At 72.1% G+C, this 18,110-nt stretch carries 17 protein-coding genes; 13 read left to right on the forward strand and 4 right to left on the reverse strand.

Annotated elements, in window-relative coordinates; translation table 11 throughout:
* Nucleotides 1–30: 30 nt before the first annotated feature.
* Nucleotides 31–729: an N-acetylmuramoyl-L-alanine amidase gene (locus IF28_RS0109540; RefSeq protein WP_030216507.1), complete on the reverse strand. Its 699-nt coding sequence runs from the start codon at nt 727–729 to the stop codon at nt 31–33.
* Between the two features lie 60 nt (nt 730–789).
* Between IF28_RS0109540 and mnmA the strand changes: the two genes are divergently transcribed.
* Together mnmA and IF28_RS0109550 are read left to right on the forward strand one after the other, a co-directional pair.
* Nucleotides 790–1,926, forward strand: coding sequence for a tRNA 2-thiouridine(34) synthase MnmA (mnmA, locus tag IF28_RS0109545; RefSeq protein WP_030216508.1), 1,137 nt, complete (start codon nt 790–792; stop codon nt 1,924–1,926).
* A gap of 126 nt (nt 1,927–2,052) precedes the next feature.
* A complete protein-coding gene (locus tag IF28_RS0109550; RefSeq protein WP_030216509.1) occupies nt 2,053–3,672 on the forward strand; it encodes an adenosine deaminase family protein in 1,620 nt (539 codons plus the stop codon).
* A 39-nt stretch (nt 3,673–3,711) separates the two neighbouring features.
* Here IF28_RS0109550 and IF28_RS0109555 read toward each other — a convergent pair whose 3' ends face one another.
* The gene (locus IF28_RS0109555) at nt 3,712–4,491 is read right to left on the reverse strand and encodes an alpha/beta fold hydrolase (protein ID WP_030216510.1); all 780 of its coding nucleotides are present in this window, start codon (nt 4,489–4,491) and stop codon (nt 3,712–3,714) included.
* Between the two features lie 72 nt (nt 4,492–4,563).
* Complete coding sequence (locus tag IF28_RS0109560) at nt 4,564–4,896, reverse strand: DUF427 domain-containing protein (RefSeq protein WP_030216511.1); 333 nt, start codon at nt 4,894–4,896, stop codon at nt 4,564–4,566.
* 84 nt (nt 4,897–4,980) lie between these two features.
* Between IF28_RS0109560 and IF28_RS0109565 the strand changes: the two genes are divergently transcribed.
* From IF28_RS0109565 to gatB, 10 genes are all read left to right on the forward strand, one after another.
* A complete protein-coding gene (locus IF28_RS0109565) occupies nt 4,981–5,790 on the forward strand; it encodes a class I SAM-dependent methyltransferase (RefSeq protein ID WP_030216512.1) in 810 nt (269 codons plus the stop codon).
* A complete protein-coding gene (locus tag IF28_RS0109570; RefSeq protein WP_030216513.1) occupies nt 5,787–6,326 on the forward strand; it encodes a TIGR00730 family Rossman fold protein in 540 nt (179 codons plus the stop codon). Before IF28_RS0109565 ends, IF28_RS0109570 begins: the two co-directional genes overlap by 4 nt.
* Nucleotides 6,327–6,344: 18 nt before the next feature.
* Nucleotides 6,345–7,043, forward strand: a complete 699-nt coding sequence (locus IF28_RS0109575; RefSeq protein ID WP_030216514.1) for an SDR family oxidoreductase — start codon at nt 6,345–6,347, stop codon at nt 7,041–7,043.
* 115 nt (nt 7,044–7,158) lie between these two features.
* Nucleotides 7,159–8,166, forward strand: coding sequence for a methionine synthase (locus IF28_RS0109580; protein ID WP_030216515.1), 1,008 nt, complete (start codon nt 7,159–7,161; stop codon nt 8,164–8,166).
* 14 nt (nt 8,167–8,180) lie between these two features.
* Nucleotides 8,181–10,376: an NAD-dependent DNA ligase LigA gene (gene ligA, locus IF28_RS0109585; RefSeq protein ID WP_030216516.1), complete on the forward strand. Its 2,196-nt coding sequence runs from the start codon at nt 8,181–8,183 to the stop codon at nt 10,374–10,376.
* Nucleotides 10,377–10,635: 259 nt separating this feature from the next.
* The gene (locus tag IF28_RS0109590; protein ID WP_030216517.1) at nt 10,636–12,942 is read left to right on the forward strand and encodes a putative bifunctional diguanylate cyclase/phosphodiesterase; all 2,307 of its coding nucleotides are present in this window, start codon (nt 10,636–10,638) and stop codon (nt 12,940–12,942) included.
* A 132-nt stretch (nt 12,943–13,074) separates the two neighbouring features.
* The gene (gatC, locus tag IF28_RS0109595; RefSeq protein WP_006130840.1) at nt 13,075–13,371 is read left to right on the forward strand and encodes an Asp-tRNA(Asn)/Glu-tRNA(Gln) amidotransferase subunit GatC; all 297 of its coding nucleotides are present in this window, start codon (nt 13,075–13,077) and stop codon (nt 13,369–13,371) included.
* A gap of 6 nt (nt 13,372–13,377) precedes the next feature.
* On the forward strand, nt 13,378–14,874 hold the full coding sequence (gene gatA, locus IF28_RS0109600; protein WP_030216518.1) for an Asp-tRNA(Asn)/Glu-tRNA(Gln) amidotransferase subunit GatA: 1,497 nt from the start codon (nt 13,378–13,380) through the stop codon (nt 14,872–14,874).
* Complete coding sequence (locus IF28_RS0109605) at nt 14,871–15,110, forward strand: hypothetical protein (protein ID WP_030216519.1); 240 nt, start codon at nt 14,871–14,873, stop codon at nt 15,108–15,110. The genes gatA and IF28_RS0109605 overlap by 4 nt, the downstream gene beginning before the upstream one ends.
* Before the next feature lie 15 nt (nt 15,111–15,125).
* Nucleotides 15,126–16,640: an Asp-tRNA(Asn)/Glu-tRNA(Gln) amidotransferase subunit GatB gene (gene gatB, locus IF28_RS0109610; protein ID WP_030216520.1), complete on the forward strand. Its 1,515-nt coding sequence runs from the start codon at nt 15,126–15,128 to the stop codon at nt 16,638–16,640.
* 56 nt (nt 16,641–16,696) lie between these two features.
* Here gatB and IF28_RS0109615 read toward each other — a convergent pair whose 3' ends face one another.
* The gene (locus tag IF28_RS0109615) at nt 16,697–17,500 is read right to left on the reverse strand and encodes an SAM-dependent methyltransferase (RefSeq protein ID WP_030216521.1); all 804 of its coding nucleotides are present in this window, start codon (nt 17,498–17,500) and stop codon (nt 16,697–16,699) included.
* Nucleotides 17,501–17,687: 187 nt separating this feature from the next.
* On the opposite strand from IF28_RS0109615, the gene IF28_RS0109620 reads away from it, so the two are divergent.
* Nucleotides 17,688–18,020, forward strand: coding sequence for a hypothetical protein (locus tag IF28_RS0109620; RefSeq protein ID WP_030216522.1), 333 nt, complete (start codon nt 17,688–17,690; stop codon nt 18,018–18,020).
* Nucleotides 18,021–18,110 lie beyond the last annotated feature (90 nt).

The raw sequence follows: 18,110 nt of genomic DNA on the forward strand, positions 1-18,110 counted from the left end.
CGGCGCACAGAGCCGGGCGGCGGGCCTGACCTAGCGGGACGTGGGTGACGGGGAGCCCGAGGGGGCGGCCTGGGCCGTGCGGGCCGCGCGGACCAGTTTCATGTAGCGGTCCCAGTCCCAGTGGGGGCCCGGGTCGGTGTGGTCCGTGCCCGGGACCTCCACGTGGCCGAGGATGTGTGCGCGGTCGACCGGGATGTCGTAGCGGGCGCATATTCGGGCCGTGAGGCGGGCCGACGCCTCGTACATCTCGTCGGTGAGATCCTCGGGGCGGTCCACGAAGCCCTCGTGCTCGATGCCGACGCTGCGCTCGTTGTAGTCGCGGTTGCCCGCGTGGTACGCCACGTCCAGCTCACGGATCATCTGCGTGACACGTCCGTCCTGCCCGACGATGTAGTGCGCCGCCGCCTTGTGCCCCGGGTCCTGGAACGCCTGCACCGCGCTGTCGAAGCTGCCCTGGGTGACATGGACGATCACCATGTCGATGCCGAAGTCGTCCGGCCGGTCCGCACGGCGCCAGTTGGCGTCCGACGCCGCCACCCAGCTGGCGCCCGCGTAGTCGACCGCGCCCTCCTCGCGCGGCTTCTCCACCCCCGGCATGCGCCACCACAGCCGCGCCAGCTCGTCCCGCGCCAGCACCGCCGTGCCCGCCGCGGCCGCGACCCCGCCCACGATGAGGGCCCGCCGCCCGATGCGCCGGTCCCCGTCCTCGGATGCCTTCTGTGCCCCCATGTGATCGAGAACGGATACTCGGCGGCCGTGGTTCCCGGGCCCCCGTACCCTGGAGTGGTTATGACTGACACCTCGCAGCGCTCCCGCCCCCTCCGCGTCCTGGCCGCCATGTCCGGCGGAGTCGATTCCGCCGTCGCCGCCGCCCGCGCGGCCGAAGCGGGCCACGACGTGACCGGCGTCCACCTCGCGCTCTCCGCGAACCCCCAGTCGTTCCGCACCGGCGCGCGCGGCTGCTGCACCATCGAGGACTCGCGCGACGCCCGCCGCGCCGCCGACGTCATCGGCATCCCGTTCTACGTGTGGGACCTCGCCGACCGCTTCCGCGAGGACGTCGTCGAGGACTTCGTCGCCGAGTACGAGGCCGGCCGCACCCCCAACCCGTGCCTGCGCTGCAACGAGAAGATCAAGTTCGCCGCCCTCCTCGACAAGGCCCTCGCGCTCGGCTTCGACGCCGTCTGCACCGGCCACTACGCGCAGGTGATCCTGCGTGAGGACGGCACGCGTGAGCTGCACCGCGCCTCCGACATGGCGAAGGACCAGAGTTACGTCCTCGGCGTGCTCGACGACCGGCAGCTCGCCCACGCGATGTTCCCCCTCGGCGACACCGTCACCACCAAGGAGGAGATCCGCGCGGAGGCCGAGCGACGCGGACTCGCCGTGGCCAAGAAGCCCGACTCGCACGACATCTGCTTCATCGCCGACGGCGACACCCAGGGATTCCTCGCGAACCGCCTCGGCAGGGCCGAGGGCGACATCGTCGACGAGAGCGGCACCAAGGTCGGCACGCACGAGGGCGCGTACGGCTTCACCATCGGCCAGCGCAAGGGCCTGCGGATCGGCACCCCGGCCGCCGACGGCAAGCCCCGCTACGTCCTCGACATCTCCCCGGTGAACAACACGGTCACCGTCGGCCCCGCGGCCGCCCTCGACGTCACCGCCCTCTCCGCGATCAAGCCCCGCTGGTGCGGTGCCGCTCCCGTGGGCCGCGGCACCTACACCGCCCAGCTGCGCGCGCACGGCGGCGAGACCGAGGTGACGGCCGAGGCCGTCGACGGGGAACTCCGGGTGAGCTTCGCCGAGCCCGTCCGCGGCGTCGCCCCCGGCCAGGCGATCGTCCTGTACGACGGCACACGCGTGGTGGGCTCCGCCACCATCGCCACCACGAGCCGCGCGGCGAGGACACACTCGGCCGTCTGACCCGGGACGCGAGGCCGGGCCTGGTCGCGCGCCCCCGGCCCGCGTGGGTTCCTCCACGCGGGTGATCGCCCGGCGCACATCGCCCCGGACCCGTGTCCCGGGCGCCCGCTGTGACGATCACCGGGTGTGACTCATCGGATTCCCGGCCTCTCGCGCCGTACCCGCACCGCAGCCGCCACCGGCCTCAGCGCCCTGGCGCTGCTGTCCTCACCGGCGGTGCTGCCCGCCGCCCACGCCGACGCCCCCGCTCCCGACCGTACGGCCCGGCAGTCCTCGCGCCCGCTGACCGGCTCCGAGGCGGCCACGGCCGCCCGGCTGGACGCGATCCGTGACGACCCGCGGCTGGCGGAGGACTTCTTCCGCCGCCTCCCCAAGGGCGGTGACCTGCACAATCACCTCTCCGGCGCGGTCCGCACCGAGTACCTCGTCGAACTGGCCGCCGAGGACGGGCTCTGCATCGACACCGCGACGACGACCGCCGTCGCACCACCGTGCGGAGACGGCACCCGGCCCGCCGCGGACGCCCGCACCGACCGCGCCTTCCACGACGCGATCGTGCGCGCCTGGTCCATGCAGGACTTCCCGGCCGACGGCAACGGCCACGACCACTTCTTCGACACCTTCGGCAAGTTCGGCGAAGTGACGTGGCGGCACCGCGGGAAACTGCTCGCCGAGGTCGCGGGCGACGTCGCCGCGCAGCACCAGTTCTATCTGGAGACCATGGTCACCCCGGCCTCCGACGGGGCGAGGAACCTCGCCGCCGAGGTCGGCTGGGACCCGGACCTGGCCCGGCTGCACGAGAAACTGACGGCCGGGGGCAGGCTCGACCGGGTGGTCGACGAGGCCCGCGGGGAATCCGACGACGCCGACGCCGAGTTCCGTACCGCCGCCCGCTGCGGCACCGACGACCCCCAGCCCGCCTGCCGGCTCCCGGTGCGCTGGATCTCCCAGGTTTCGCGCGGCAGTTCACCGGAGCGGGTCTTCACCCAGCTGGCCCTCGGCATGCGCCTGGCCGAACGCGACCACCGGTTCGTGGCCGTCAACCTCGTCCAGCCGGAGGACGCGGAGGTCGCCCTGCGCGACTACAGCCTGCAGATGCGCATGGTCCAGTACCTCCGCGGCGTCTACCCGGGGGCCCATGTCACCCTGCACGCCGGTGAGTTGTGGCCCGGCCTGGTCAAGCCCGCCGACCTCGCCTTCCACATCGAGGAGGCCGTGGACGTCGCCCGCGCCGACCGCGTCGGGCACGGGGTCGACCTCGTCCACGAGGACGACTGGCAGCGCACCGCGCGCACCATGGCTGCCCGCGAGACCGCCGTCGAGGTGCCCTTCACCAGCAACGCCCAGATCCTCGGGGTACGCGGCGCCGACCACCCCTTCGAGACCTACCGTTCCTACGGCGTGCCCGTCGTGCTGGCCACCGACGACCCCGGGGTCAGCCGCATCGACATCAGCCACGAGTACCGGTACGCCGCCGACACCTACGGCCTGACCTACCCCGAGCTGAAGGACCTCGCCCGCGCCTCCCTGGAGTACGCCTTCCTCACGGGCGAGAGCCTGTGGCGGGGCAACCCCACGCGCGACGGCTACCGTCCGGTCGCCGCGTGCCAGGACGACGGCCTCGGTGCCGCCCGCCCCGGCGCGGACTGCCGGGACCTGCTGGAGTCCAGCCCGAAGGCCGCCGCCCAGTGGCAGCAGGAAAGCGCGTTCCAGCGCTTCGAGTCGAGGTTCCGCGCCCGCCGCTGACCGCACGAGGCCCTGCGCGCAGGGCCTCACCGGCGCCGCTCAGCGAGCGAAGTGCTCCGCGAGGACCGGGGCGAGGACATCCGGTTCCACCATGTGGGTCTGGCCCCCCAGGGTGCGGTAGGTGCCCCGGGGGACGGACTCCGCGATCGCCCGCGCGGCCGCACGCATCCACGCCGGGCTCGCGTCACCCGCGATCGACAGCACCGGCACCGGGATCGACGACAGCAGCTCGCGCGGCGCGCTCCCGTCGCCCATCACGGCGTCGTCGTAGGCGAGGCTCGGCGCGATCGACTCCATCCCGGCCCACATCGGCGACTGCCGCGCACCTTGGATGACGTCCTCGCCCAGTCCGGTCAGCCGCAGGAAGAGCTCCACCGCGTCCCCGCGCCGCCCCTCGCCGAGCGCCGCCGTCAGCCGCTCCGTGTAGCGCGCCCGCTCCCCGAGGTCCTCCTCGGACATCGCGTAGGGCGTCTCGTACACGGCGACCTGGCGCACCGGCAGCCCGCTCGCCGCCGCCCTGAGCGCCAGCGCGCCGCCCGAGGAGACGCCGTACAGCGCCGCCTCGCCGCCCATCGCCTCGATCAGCGCCGCCAGGTCCTCGACCTCGCGCTCGACCGCGTACGGCGCCGTGTCGCCGCTCCCGCCCCGGCCCCGACGGTCGTACACGACCACCCGGAACCGTTCCGCGAGGCGGGCCGCCAGCGGTGCCACCGTGGCGCCCGTCGACATCGCGCCGCTGACGAGAACGATCGTGGCACCCTGCCCGGCGCTCTCGTACGCCAGGGAGGTGCCGTCGCGCGAAGTGATGTTCTTGTCCATGTCACACCAGACTGCCGCACCGCGCGTGATTCATCGGTGAGGCGGGCCGCGCGTCCGCCGATGACGACCCTTCTACGCGACTCGGCCGGCCTGCGTCTCGTAGAAGCACAGGTGGTCCTTGATCCGCGCCACGTCCGGCTTCGGCTCCGGGTACGCCCACACCAGATCCGCCGCGTCCGGCAGCGACCAGTAGGACGCCGTGCCCTTGAACGGGCAGTACGTCTGTGTCGCGGACGGCGTCAGCAGGTCGAGGCGTACGTCCTGCGGCGGAATGTAGTACCGCGCGGGACAGCCCGTCTCGCGCAGCACCAGCGCCCGGTCGCTCTCCGCCAGCACCTGCCCGCCGTGCTCCACGCGCACGTGCCGGTCGCTCGCCTCGACGGTGATGCGGTGGCCTGCGGTCACGATCGTCCTCCTCGGGTAGCCGACTCCACGGTTACAGCGCACTCTGAAGCGGACTTCTTCCCGAGGCGGACCAGGAGGAGGAACATGGGAGCCGAGAACACCGGCCGCAACCGCGGCACCCTCGCCCACCGGGCCGGCTACGCCCTGCGCCACCCCCGGCGCGTCCCCGCCCACGCGCGGCGCGCACTGCGCGACACCTGGCTGCGGCTGCTCCACCGCGACCACATCGCCTACTACCGCGCGGTGATGGCCTTTGACGCGGCGCGCGGTGCCGAGGCGGCCGTGGGCCACAACCCCTCGCGCGAGCAGTGGGCGCGCATCGGCCGGATGCAGTTCGACTACCTGCTGCGGCACGGGCTCCGGCCGCACCACCGCATGCTGGAGATCGGCTGCGGCAACCTCCGCGCGGGACGCCTCTTCATCGACCACCTGGAACCCGGCCACTACTACGGCATCGACATCTCCCCGCACATCCTGCTCGCCGCCCAGGACACCCTCGTACGCGACGGGCTGCAGGCCAGGATGCCGTACCTGTCCCTCGCCGACGACCTCACCTTCGCCTTCCTGCCCGACGCTCACTTCGACGTCGTCCACGCGCACAGCGTCTTCTCCCACTCGCCCCGGCACGTCATCAAGGAGTGCTTCGCACACGTGGGGAGGGTGCTCGCGCCCGGCGGGTTCTTCGACTTCACCTTCGACCGCACGGAGGGCGAGGAGCACCAGGTGCTGCACGAGGACTTCTACTACCGGACCGAGACGCTCGTGGAACTGGCCGCCGGGCACGGTCTCAGCGCCCGGTTCATGGACGACTGGGAGGAGTTGCCGCACCGGCAGTCCAAGATGCGGCTGACAGCGATGTCGGACCGGACCAGGGCCCGTACGGTGGGGGCATGAGAATCTGCGTCTTCCTCTCCGCCGCCGACCTCGACGAACGCTACACACGCCCCGCGCGGGAGTTCGCGCGGCTGCTCGGCAAGGGCGGGCACACGCTGGTGTGGGGCGGCTCGGACACCGGCCTGATGAAGGTGGTCGCCGACGGTGTGGAGGAGGCGGGCGGCCGCCTCTGCGGCGTCTCCGTCGAGTTCCTCGCGTCGAAGGCGCGCGACGGCGTCGACGAGATGGTGATCGCGCGTGACCTCGCCGAGCGCAAGCGGCTGCTGCTGGAGAAGGCCGACGCCGTCGTCATCATGGTCGGCGGCACGGGCACCCTCGACGAGGCCACCGAGATCCTGGAACTGAAGAAGCACGGGCACACCGAGATGCCGGTGGTCCTGCTCAACACCGCGGGCTTCTACGACGGCCTCAAGGAGCAGTTCCGCCGTATGGAGGACGAGGGCTTCCTGCCCCGCCCCCTCGCCGAGCTGGTGTTCTTCGCCGAGGAGCCGGTGGGCGCGCTGGCCTACCTGGAGGAGGACCTGGGCGTGGAATGAGTGCCCGGTGATGCGAGCATGGCGGGCATGGCTACACATGTGATCACCGGAGCGGGCTCCGGCATCGGCGCGGCCGTCGCCCGCCGGCTGCACGCGCGCGGGGACGAACTCGTACTGCACGCGCGTGACGCGGGCCGGGCGAAGGAGCTGGTGGCCGAGTTCCCCGGCGCCCGCACCCTCGTCGGCGACCTGGCGGACCCCGGCAAGCTCTCCTGGGCCTTCTCCCACCAGTCCCTGCCGGACCGGGTGGACTCCCTCCTGCACATCGCGGGCGTGGTCGACCTCGGACCGGTGGGCGACCTCACCCCGAAGACCTGGCGCCACCAGCTCGACGTCAACCTGATCGCCCCCGCCGAGCTGACCCGCCACCTCCTGCCCCAGCTCCGCGCGAGCCGGGGCCACGTGATCTTCGTCAACTCCGGCGCCGGCCTCAGTGCCCACGCCGACTGGTCCGCCTACGCCGCCTCCAAGCACGGCCTCAAGGCCCTCGCCGACTCCCTGCGCGAGGAGGAGCACGCGGCAGGCGTCCGCGTCACCTCGGTCTACCCCGGCCGCACCGCCAGCCCCATGCAGGCCAAGGTCCACCGCCAGGAGGGCAAGGACTACGACCCGTCGCGGTGGATCGACCCGGAATCGGTCGCGACCACGATCGTGACGGCCCTGGACCTCCCGAGGGACGCGGAGATCAACGACGTGACGGTGCGACCGGGACGGTGAGATCCGGCCCCTCCGGCGTTTGAGGAGCGGGGTCCGGAGCGGAGCCCCCGGGGCCGGGACGGGAAGGGGCGGCGGGGGCGAGAACATCCGGCCGCCCCCTGCGTAGGCTCTACGGGTGAGCGAAAACAGCCAGCCCCCCTTCGCCCCCGCCACCGGCGTCGGCTCCCTCCCCGGCGGCGACGCCAGAGAAGCCGCCAGAACGGTCACCGGCAGCTTCGAGACCTTCCCCCACCTCCCCGAACTCCCCGCCCGCGGCCCCGGCGCGGACATGATCGGCCGCACGGCCGGCATGCTCGTGGAGCTGTACGCCCGCGTCGAACCCAGCGGCTGGCGCATCGGCGACCACCCCGGCCGGGACACGAAACGCGCTCGCTCCTGGCTCGGTGAGGACCTCGACGCACTGGAGGAGTTCACCCAGGACTACCAGGGCCCCCTGAAGGTCCAGGCGGTCGGCCCCTGGACCCTCGCCGCCGCCCTGGAGCTGAGGAACGGCGAGTCCGCCCTCTCCGACCCCGGCGCCTGCCGCGACCTCGCCGCCTCCCTCACCGAGGGCCTGCGCCTCCACCTCGCCGAGGTGCGACGCCGCATCCCCGGCGCGCGCCCCGTCCTGCAGCTCGACGAACCCTCCCTCACCGCCGTACTGCGCGGACACGTGAAGACCGCCAGCGGCTACCGCACCCACCGCGCGGTGGACCGTCAGCTCGTCGAGGCCACCCTGCGGGACGTCGTCGGGGTGCACGACGGCGGGCCCGTCGTGGTCCACTCGTGCGCACCGGACGTCCCGTTCGCCCTGCTGCGCCGGGCGGGCGCGGCGGCGGTCTCCTTCGACTTCTCCCTCCTCACCGAGCGTGACGACGAGGCTATCGGGGAAGCGGTGGAGAACGGCACCCGGCTGTTCGCCGGTGTCGTCCCCGGCACCGACACCGCATTGTCGGACCCTGCCGGTAGCGTCATGGGGGTCAGGACGCTCTGGCGCAGGCTGGGGCTGCGGCCGGGACTACTCCCGGAGGCGGTCACGATCACCCCGGCGTGCGGACTCGCGGGGGCCTCCCCGCAGTACGCGCGCACCGCCTACGCCCACTGCGTCCGGGCGGCGAGATCCCTCGCGGACAACCCGGAGTGACGGAAGGACCCACGGTGGCCGGCGACAAGCAAGCGGAGACGACGAGCGTGCCCGCCGAGGCACGGGAGCAGCACGCCAGGCTCGCGGAGCAGATCGAGGAGCACCGCTTCCGGTACTACGTGAACGACGCCCCGGTCATCAGCGACGCAGACTTCGACCGCCTGCTGCGCGAGCTGGAGGCGCTGGAGGAGGAGCATCCGGAGCTGCGCACCCCGGACTCGCCGACCCAGAAGGTCGCCGGGGCGTACGAGACGGAGTTCACCTCCGTCGAGCACCCCTCGCGCATGCTCTCCCTCGACAACACGTTCAACGACGACGACCTCGCCGCCTGGGTGGAGCGCATCCACCGCGAACTGGGCACGCAGAAGTACCACTTCCTGTGCGAGCTGAAGGTCGACGGCCTCGCCGTCAACCTCACCTACGAGCGCGGCCGGCTCGTCCGCGCGGCCACCCGGGGCGACGGCCGCACCGGCGAGGACATCACGCCCAACGTGCGCACCATCGCCGAGATCCCGGACCGGCTGCGCGGCGACGAGGTGCCCGACCTGGTGGAGATCCGCGGCGAGGTCTACTTCCCGATGGAGGAGTTCCAGGGGCTCAACGCCCGCCGGGTCGCCGCGGGGGAGAAGCCCTACGCCAACCCGCGCAACTCCGCCGCGGGTTCACTGCGCCAGAAGGACCCCAAGGTCACGGCGACGCTGCCGCTGCACATGGTCGTGCACGGCATCGGGACCCTGGAGGGCTTCAGCGGTCTCACCCGCCTCTCCGGGGCGTACGACCTGCTCAAGACGTGGGGCCTGCCGACCTCCCCGCACAACAGGGTGGTCGAGGACCTCGCGGGCGTACGGGAGTTCATCGCGAACTACGGCGAGAACCGGCACTCCGTGGCGCACGAGATCGACGGCGTCGTCGTCAAGCTCGACGAGATCCCCCTCCAGGGCCGTCTCGGCTCCACCTCGCGCGCCCCGCGCTGGGCCATCGCGTACAAGTACGCGCCCGAGGAGGTCAACACCAGGCTCCTCAACATCCGCGTGGGAGTGGGCCGTACGGGCAGGGTCACGCCGTACGCACAGGTGGAACCGGTCACGGTGGCCGGATCCGAGGTCGAGTTCGCCACCCTGCACAACCAGGACGTGGTCAAGGCCAAGGGCGTGCTCATCGGGGACACCGTGGTGCTGCGCAAGGCCGGTGAGGTGATCCCGGAGATCCTCGGGCCGGTCGCCGACCTGCGGGACGGCAGCGAGCGCGCGTTCGTGATGCCGGCCGAGTGCCCCGAGTGCGGTACGGCGCTGCGGCCCATGAAGGAGGGCGACGTCGACCTGCGCTGCCCCAACGCCCGTGCCTGCCCGGCCCAGTTGCGTGAGCGGCTGTTCTATCTCGCCGGGCGCAAGGCGCTGGACATCGAGCACTTCGGCTATGTCGCCGCGGCGGCGCTGACCAGGCCGCTGGAGCCCGCGGAGCCGCCGCTGAGGGACGAGGGCGATCTGTTCGACCTCACCCTGGAACAGCTGCTGCCCATCAAGGCGTACGTCCTCGACCAGGACAGCGGGCTGCCCAAGCGGGACCCGAAGACCGGTGAGGAGAAGATCGCCACCGTCTTCGCCAACCAGGAGGGCGAGCCCAGGAAGAACGCGGTCGCGATGCTCGCGAACATCGCCGCCGCCAAGGAGCGTCCGCTGGCGCGTGTGCTGACCGGTCTGTCGATCCGTCATGTCGGCCCGGTCGCGGCGGAGGCGCTGGCCCGGGAGTTCCGCTCCGTCGACCGCATCGAGCAGGCCACCGAGGAGGAACTGGCGGGCACCGAGGGGGTCGGCGGGATCATCGCCGCCTCGCTCAAGCAGTGGTTCGCCGAGGACTGGCACCGCGAGATCATCCGCAAGTGGCGGGCGGCCGGCGTCCGCATGGAGGAGGAACGGTCCGGCGAGGACGAGGGACCGCGTCCGCTGGAAGGGCTCACCGTCGTGGTGACCGGGACGCTGGAGAAGTTCACCCGGGACGGCGCGAAGGAGGCGCTGCAGCGCCAGGGGGCGAAGGTGACCGGATCCGTCTCCAAGAAGACGTCCTTCGTCGTCGTCGGCGACAATCCCGGTACGAAATATGACAAGGCGATGCAGCTCAAGGTTCCCGTCCTGGACGAGGACGGTTTCGGCGTCCTGCTGGAACAGGGGCCGAAAGCCGCCGCGGAGGCCGCTCTTTCGGCCGAGGAGTAGCGGTTGAAGACCGTCGGATCGACGCATACCAGATGCATACGGGTGGCTGGGGCGCATTCGGGCAACCGTCGGCGACCGGTGCCCCTGGAAGCCCTCTGCGGCCTACTGTTGAGATGTGCGCCTGCCGTGCCCAGCCGCGGTCGGGGCAGCCCGGACCCGTGAGGGGTTCGGGGTAAGGGCTTTCCACCGCGGAGCCGCTGAGGGTCGTCGGGCATCGGGCCGCGTGGCGTGGGCACCGCCGGCTGGGAGAGGGACGGGAATGGAACCGACCGAGAGCGCCGCCCCGGGCTCACGGCCGCGTCTGCGCCGCATGGCGGTCGCATGGCGGCGCGGACGTGAGAGCGGGCGGCCCGCGGGGCGACCGGGCGCAATGGGGCGCTCCGGAGCGCGCGTCGCGGATGTGCGCGGGGTCGATGCGCGTGGCGCGACCGTACGCGGCGGGGGTGTACGGGGCGCGGACGCGCGCGGCGTGGATCTGCGCGCCGGCGGTATGCGGGGCGCCGCGTTGTCCGACGTGGACGCCGAACGGCATCCGTCCTGGCCCGCGTTGCCCACCGCGGTCGTCGCGGCGGCCGGTTTCGTCCTGGGCGCCGGCGTCCTGCGGGCGTTCACCGGAGGCCACGCGCTCTTCCCGTCCGGCACCGTCGGCTGGTCGCTGGCGGTCCTGACCGGCATCATCGTCGGCCATCTCGTGATGCTGGGCCGCTCCCGGTGGTGGGGCGGTACGGGCTCCGGCGCCGCCCTGACCCTCGCGGTGCTGCTGCTGTACGGCTGGGTCTCCGCCGGGATGGTCAGCCTCACCGTCGTCGTGCTCGTCGGCATCGCCCGGCGGGGCCGCTGGCGGCAGGGTGTGCTGCACGGCGCGGTGGACCTGCTCGGCATCGGCGCCGGGGCGCTGGTGCTGGCCGCGTTCGGCTTCGTACCGTCCGTCGAGTCGCCCTCCACCCCCGAGACCTGGACGCTCTACACCGCGCCGGGCGTCGTGCTCGTCGCCGCCACCTATCTCCTGGTCACGCGCGCGTTGCTCTGGTACCTCCACACCCCTCGTGCGGGGCTGCCGACCGTGGCGCGTACCGCGCTGGTGCGGCAGGGGCTCGTCGCCGTCGCGTTGTTGGGAATAGCGCCCCTGGTGTGTGTCGTCGCCGTCGCCAAGCCCGTGCTGCTGCCGCTCTTCTCCATTCCGCTGATCGCCCTCGACTCCACCCTGTGGATAGCCCGCGCGCGTGCCGAGGAGCAGCTGCGTGACCCGCTGACCGGACTGCCCAACCGGCAGTGGCTGCTCGAACGCATCTGGACCGCGCTGGACGACGCGGAGCGGATCGGTGCGCGCGCGGCTCTGATGCTGATCGACCTGGACCGCTTCCGGTCCGTCAACGACACGCTCGGGCATCTCGCCGGTGACCGGCTGCTGCTGCAGATAGCCGACCGGCTCAGAGTCGCGCTGCCGCGCGGGGCGGAGGCCGCGCGGCTCGGCGGCGACGAGTTCGCCGTGTTACTGCCCGTCGCCGACTCCACGACCTCCGCGACCCGGGTCGCCCGCGGCCTCGTCTCCGCCCTCAGCTCCCCGCTCGACCTCGACGGGCTCACCCTCGTCCTGGAGGCGAGCGCGGGGGTCGCCGTGTTCCCGGACCACGCGGACGACGCGGAAGGGCTGCTGCGGCGGGCCGACGTGGCGATGTATCAGGCCAAGCGGGACCGTACGGGGGTCGAGGCGTACGAGTCCAAGCGGGACTCCAACACCCCCGACCGGCTGGGGCTGCTGGGCGATCTGCGGCGGGCGCTGGACGCCCACGAGGTCGAGCTGCACTACCAGCCGAAGGTGCGCTTCGACGGGCAGGTGGCGGGGCTGGAGGCGCTGGTGCGGTGGGTGCACCCGGAGCGGGGGAGGGTGCCGCCGGACGAGTTCATAGCGATCGCCGAGTCGTCCGGGCTGATGCCGCACCTCACCGAGTACGTGCTGGAGACCGCGCTGGCGCAGGTAGCGAGATGGCGCGCGCAGGGGCTGTTCGTGCCGGTCGCCGTCAACGTCTCGCCCCGCGACGTCCACACGCCCGGGTTCGCCGGCTCCGTGGCGGCGCGGCTGGCCCGGCACGGGGTGCCGGCGGGGGCGCTGCAGCTGGAGATCACCGAGCATGTGCTGCTGGAGGACCCGCAGAAGGCGGCCGACACGCTGAACGCGCTGACCGGGCACGGGGTGAAGATGTCGCTCGACGACTTCGGAACCGGGTACTCGTCGCTGGTGCACCTGCGGCGGCTGCCGGTGAGCGAACTGAAGATCGACCGGTCGTTCGTGGCCCGGCTGGCGGTGGACACCGAGGACGCGGAGATCGTGCGGTGCACCGTCGATCTGGCGCACTCGCTGGGGCTGCTCGTCGTCGCGGAGGGGGTGGAGGACGACGAGACGTGGGAGCGGCTGCGGGACCTTCGGTGCGACGCGGTGCAGGGCTGGCTGGTCGCGGCGGCGATGCCGCCGGACGAGACGACGGCGTGGCTCCTCGCCCGGGGCTCCCGAGGCTGGCAACGCCCCGCGGCCGCCCTCCCGGCGGTGACCACGGCGGAGGACTAGGGCCTGTCCGGGTGGGTGGGATGCCCGCGGTGCGGGCGGCCGGTCCGGTGGGGCGGTGCGGTTTCACGGACACTGCCCCCCGCCCCATAGGATTGGCCCCAAAACACACACACTCACCCAGAGGATCGCTGCATGCCTGGCATTACGCGCGAGGAGGTCGCCCACCTCGCCCGGCTGGCGCGTCTGGAGCTGAAGCCCGAAGAGCTCGACCACTTCGCGGGCCAGCTCGACGACATCATCGGCGCGGTCGCCCGCGTCAGCGAGGTCGCCGACCAAGACGTACCGCCGACCTCGCACCCGCTCCCGCTGACGAACGTCATGCGCGCGGACGAGGTCCGTCCCTCGCTCACCCCCGAGCAGGCGCTCTCCGGCGCCCCGGCCCAGGAGCAGCAGCGTTTCAAGGTGCCGCAGATCCTGGGGGAGGAGTAACCCGCCATGAGCGATCACATCATCAGGCTCACCGCCGCCGAGACCGCCGAGAAGATCGCGTCCGGCGAGCTCACGGCCGTAGAGGTCACCGAGGCCCACCTCGCCCGGATCGAGGCCGTCGACGAGAAGGTGCACGCCTTCCTGCACGTCGACCGTGAGGGCGCCCTCGCCCAGGCCCGCGCCGTCGACGACAAGCGCGCCAAGGGGGAGAAGCTCGGTCCGCTGGCCGGCGTACCCCTCGCGCTCAAGGACATCTTCACCACCGAGGGCATCCCGACCACCGTCGGCTCCAGGATGCTCGAGGGCTGGATCCCGCCGTACGACGCGACGCTCACCAAGCGGCTCAAGGACGCCGACGTCGTCATCCTCGGCAAGACCAACATGGACGAGTTCGCCATGGGGTCCAGCACCGAGAACAGCGCCTACGGGCCGACCGGCAACCCGTGGGACCTCACCAGGATCCCGGGCGGGTCCGGCGGCGGTTCCTCCGCCGCGCTCGCCGCCCACATGGCGCCCCTCGCCATCGGCACCGACACCGGCGGCTCCATCCGCCAGCCCGCCGCCGTCACCGGCACCGTCGGCGTCAAGCCGACGTACGGTGCCGTCTCCCGGTACGGCATGGTCGCCTTCTCCAGCTCCCTCGACCAGGGCGGGCCGTGTGCCCGTACGGTCCTGGACGCAGCCCTGCTGCACGAGGTGATCGCCGGGCACGACCCGCTCGACTCCACCTCCATCGACGCCCCGGTCCCGCCGGTCGTCGAGGCCGCGCGCAACGGCTCGGTCGCCGGCCTGCGCGTCGGCGTCGTCAAGCAGTTCCGCGGCGAGGGCTACCAGGCCGGTGTCGTCCAGCGGTTCGACGAGGCCGTCGAGATGATGAAGGGTCTCGGGGCCGAGATCGTCGAGCTGGACTGCCCGTCCTTCGACCTCGCGCTGTCGGCGTACTACCTCATCGCACCCTCCGAGTGCTCCTCCAACCTCGCCCGCTTCGACGGCCTGCGCTACGGCCTGCGGACCGGCGACGACGGCACGCACTCCGCCGAGGAGGTCACCTCGCTCACCCGTGAGGCCGGCTTCGGCGACGAGGTCAAGCGCCGCATCATGCTCGGCACGTACGCCCTGTCGAGCGGCTACTACGACGCGTACTACGGCAGCGCCCAGAAGGTCCGCACCCTCATCACGCAGGACTTCGAGCGGGCCTTCGAGCAGGTCGACGTGATCGTCTCCCCGACCACCCCGACCACCGCCTTCGCGATCGGCGAGCGCGCCGACGACCCGATGGCGATGTACCTCGCCGACCTGTGCACCATCCCCACCAACCTGGCCGGCAACGCGGCCATGTCGCTGCCCTGCGGCCTCGCGCCCGAGGACAACCTGCCGGTGGGTCTGCAGATCATCGCCCCCGCCATGAAGGACGACCGGCTCTACACGGTCGGCGCCGCGGTCGAGGCCGCCTTCGTGGAAAAGTGGGGGCACCCGCTGATCGAGGAGGCACCGTCACTGTGAGCGCACTGTCCAAGGCCAAGGGCTTCAAGAAGTCCAAGTCCGGTCTGTACGTCTCCATGGCCACCTCGGCGTTCGGCGCCGTCGGTGTGTACAAGCAGATCAAGAAGGCGCGCGGCGAGAACGACACACTGCGGCTGCTCGACGCCGTCGTCACCGGCGCCGCCGTGATCACCAACCTCGCCATCCTCTACCGCGAGGTGAAGCGCCTCGGCGACGACGACGTCCTGCTGGGCTGAGAGGGAAGTTTCACCGTGACCACCACGACTGACCTGGTGTCGTACGAGGACGCACTCGCGTCGTACGACCCCGTCATGGGCCTCGAGGTCCATGTCGAACTCGGCACCCGCACCAAGATGTTCTGCGGCTGTTCCACCGCGCTCGGTGCCGACCCGAACACCCAGACCTGCCCCGTCTGTCTCGGCATGCCCGGCGCGCTCCCGGTCGTCAACGCGATCGGCGTCGAGTCGGCGATCAGGATCGGTCTCGCGCTGAACTGCGAGATCGCCGAGTGGTGCCGCTTCGCCCGGAAGAACTACTTCTATCCGGACATGCCGAAGAACTTCCAGACCTCCCAGTACGACGAGCCGATCGCCTTCAACGGCTACCTCGACGTGCAGCTGGAGGACGGCGAGACCTTCCGCGTGGAGATCGAGCGCGCCCACATGGAGGAGGACACCGGCAAGTCGACGCACGTCGGCGGCGCCACCGGCCGTATCCACGGCGCGTCCCACTCGCTGCTGGACTACAACCGGGCCGGCATCCCGCTCATCGAGATCGTCACCAAGCCGATCGAGGGAGCGGGCGAGCGAGCCCCCGAGGTCGCGCGGGCCTACGTCCGTGAGCTGCGCGAGCTCATCCGCGCCCTCGGCGTGTCCGAGGCCCGGATGGAGATGGGCCAGATGCGCTGCGACGTGAACCTGTCGCTGCGCCCGCACGGCCGGGAGAAGTTCGGCACCCGCAGCGAGACCAAGAACGTCAACTCGCTGCGGTCCGTCGAGCGCGCCGCCCGCTTCGAGATCCAGCGGCACGCGGCCGTGCTGGACGGCGGCGGCACGATCATCCAGGAGACCCGGCACTTCCACGAGGACACGGGGTCCACGACCTCGGGCCGCGTGAAGGAGGAGGCCGAGGACTACCGGTACTTCCCGGAGCCCGACCTGGTGCCCGTGGCGCCCTCGCGCGAGTGGGTCGAGGAGATCCGTTCCGCCCTGCCCGAGCTGCCGCTGGTGCGCCGCAACCGGCTCCGCGAGGAGTGGGGGATCTCCGGCACCGACATGCAGTCCATCCTCAACGCCGGGGCGCTGGACCCGATCGTCGCCACGATCGACGCCGGTGCCGACGCGGCCTCCGCCCGCAAGTGGTGGATGGGCGAGCTGGCCCGCGCCGCCAACGAGTCCGCCACGGCGCTGGACGAGCTGGCGATCACCCCGGAGCAGGTCGCGCGGATCGCCGAGCTGGTCGTCAAGGGCGATCTGAACGACAAGCTGGCCCGCCAGGTCATCGAGGGCGTCCTCGCCGGTGAGGGCACGCCGGACGAGGTCGTCGACAAGCGCGGTCTGAAGGTCGTCTCCGACGAGGGTGCCCTGGGCACCGCCGTCGACGAGGCCATCGCCGGCAACCCGGGCATCGCGGACAAGATCCGCGGTGGCAAGGTCGCCGCCGCGGGCGCGCTGGTCGGCGCCGTCATGAAGGCCACGCGCGGACAGGCGGACGCCGCCCGCGTGAAGGAGCTGATCCTGGAGAAGCTCGGCGTCGCCGAGGGCTGACCGCGGAAAGCGGGGGAGGGGGCGCACCGGTTCGGTGCGCCCCCTCCTTCACGCGGTCAGGTGCGGCGGGCCACCACCCGCGTGAAGCCCAGCGTGCGGCCCCGGTCCGCGCGCAGCATCCGCGCGCTCTCCCGGCTCATCCGTACGTGGAACTCCTCCGCGCTCTCCTCGGCGACCACGTCGCACCAGAGCAGCCACTCCCGCCAGCCGTCCTCCAGCCAGTCCGCCGTCTCCACCTTCACGGCGCCGCTGCGGGCCCAGTGGCGGCGCCACCAGGCGGGGCTGTGGAAGCACCAGAACGCCGGGTCCCAGTACGGCTTCATGTGCTCCGGCGGCTCGCTGCCCTCGATCTCCTCGGGCATCGACGGGACGACGACCCCGATCCGCCCGCCGGGCTTCAGCAGCCGGGTCAGCGTCGGCAGGTAGAGGTCGTCGGTGCCGAAGTACTGGTACGCGTCGATCGAGACGATCGCGTCGAAGCTCTCCTGTCCGAAGGGCAGGTCGTGGGCCTCGGCGTGGACCGGGAACACCCGGTCGGCGACGCCCGCATCGGCGATGCGGCGCGCGTTGTCGTCCGGCTCGATCCACAGGTCGGCCGCGGTGACCTGGAGGTCGTACTCCCGGGCCAGGAAGACCGAGGTCATGGCGCGGCCGCAGCCCAGGTCGAGCACGCGGGCGCCGGGGCGCAGAGTGTCGAGGCCGAGGGCCGGGGCGAGCCACTCCAGCAGCCACAGCGCGTGCGGGCCCATCCCGTTCTCGATGGTCCAGCGGGCGTCGTAGGCGCTGCTGCGGGGGTACCGGGGCAGGGTGAGGCGGCTAGTGAGGTCGTCGTGCGGGGTGTTCGATGTGATGTCCGACATCGGTGAACGGGCTCCTTGGGGCCGTGACGGGGATGAGGGTCTCGTCGGAGATCGGGCGGACAAGCATCAAAGCACCTGCTTCGGCCGGCGGCGGACTGCCGTGGGACGTCGGACCGACGGACGCTAGCAGCCGGCCCCGCACCCCCGCATCCGGGTTTCCGGTGGTGGGGCGCTACGCTCGCGCCACATGAGTGGACGCGCCGATTCCGACGATCCGCCCCTGGACCAGCGGGTGGATGCCGCCGACGCCGACGCCGACGCCGAAGACGTCGAGCACGAGGTGCGGCGGGCCCGGTGGACCGCTCTCGGTACCGGCAGCGTGCTCGCCCTCGCCGGTGCGGCCGCCGCCGTACTGCGTCTCGCCGGCTCCGCGCCGGTCCTCGTCCCCGTCGCGTACGCCTGTGGCGCCGCCGTCTGTGCCCTCGCCGCGGTGCTGGGCTCCCGGGGCCGTACCCGCAGGGCCCTGTGGCTGCTGATCGCGGGGCTCATGACCATGGCGCTGGGGGACCAGTTCGACTGAGCGGAACCGCTGGTCGAAGCGGTGTGAAGAACGCCACGAAAGCGACAAACGATCAGACATGCCTGCAACAGTGTCAGTGCATTGCTCATG

This window comes from Streptomyces sp. NRRL WC-3626 (genome assembly GCF_000718785.1).
GTDB lineage: Bacteria > Actinomycetota > Actinomycetes > Streptomycetales > Streptomycetaceae > Streptomyces > Streptomyces edwardsiae.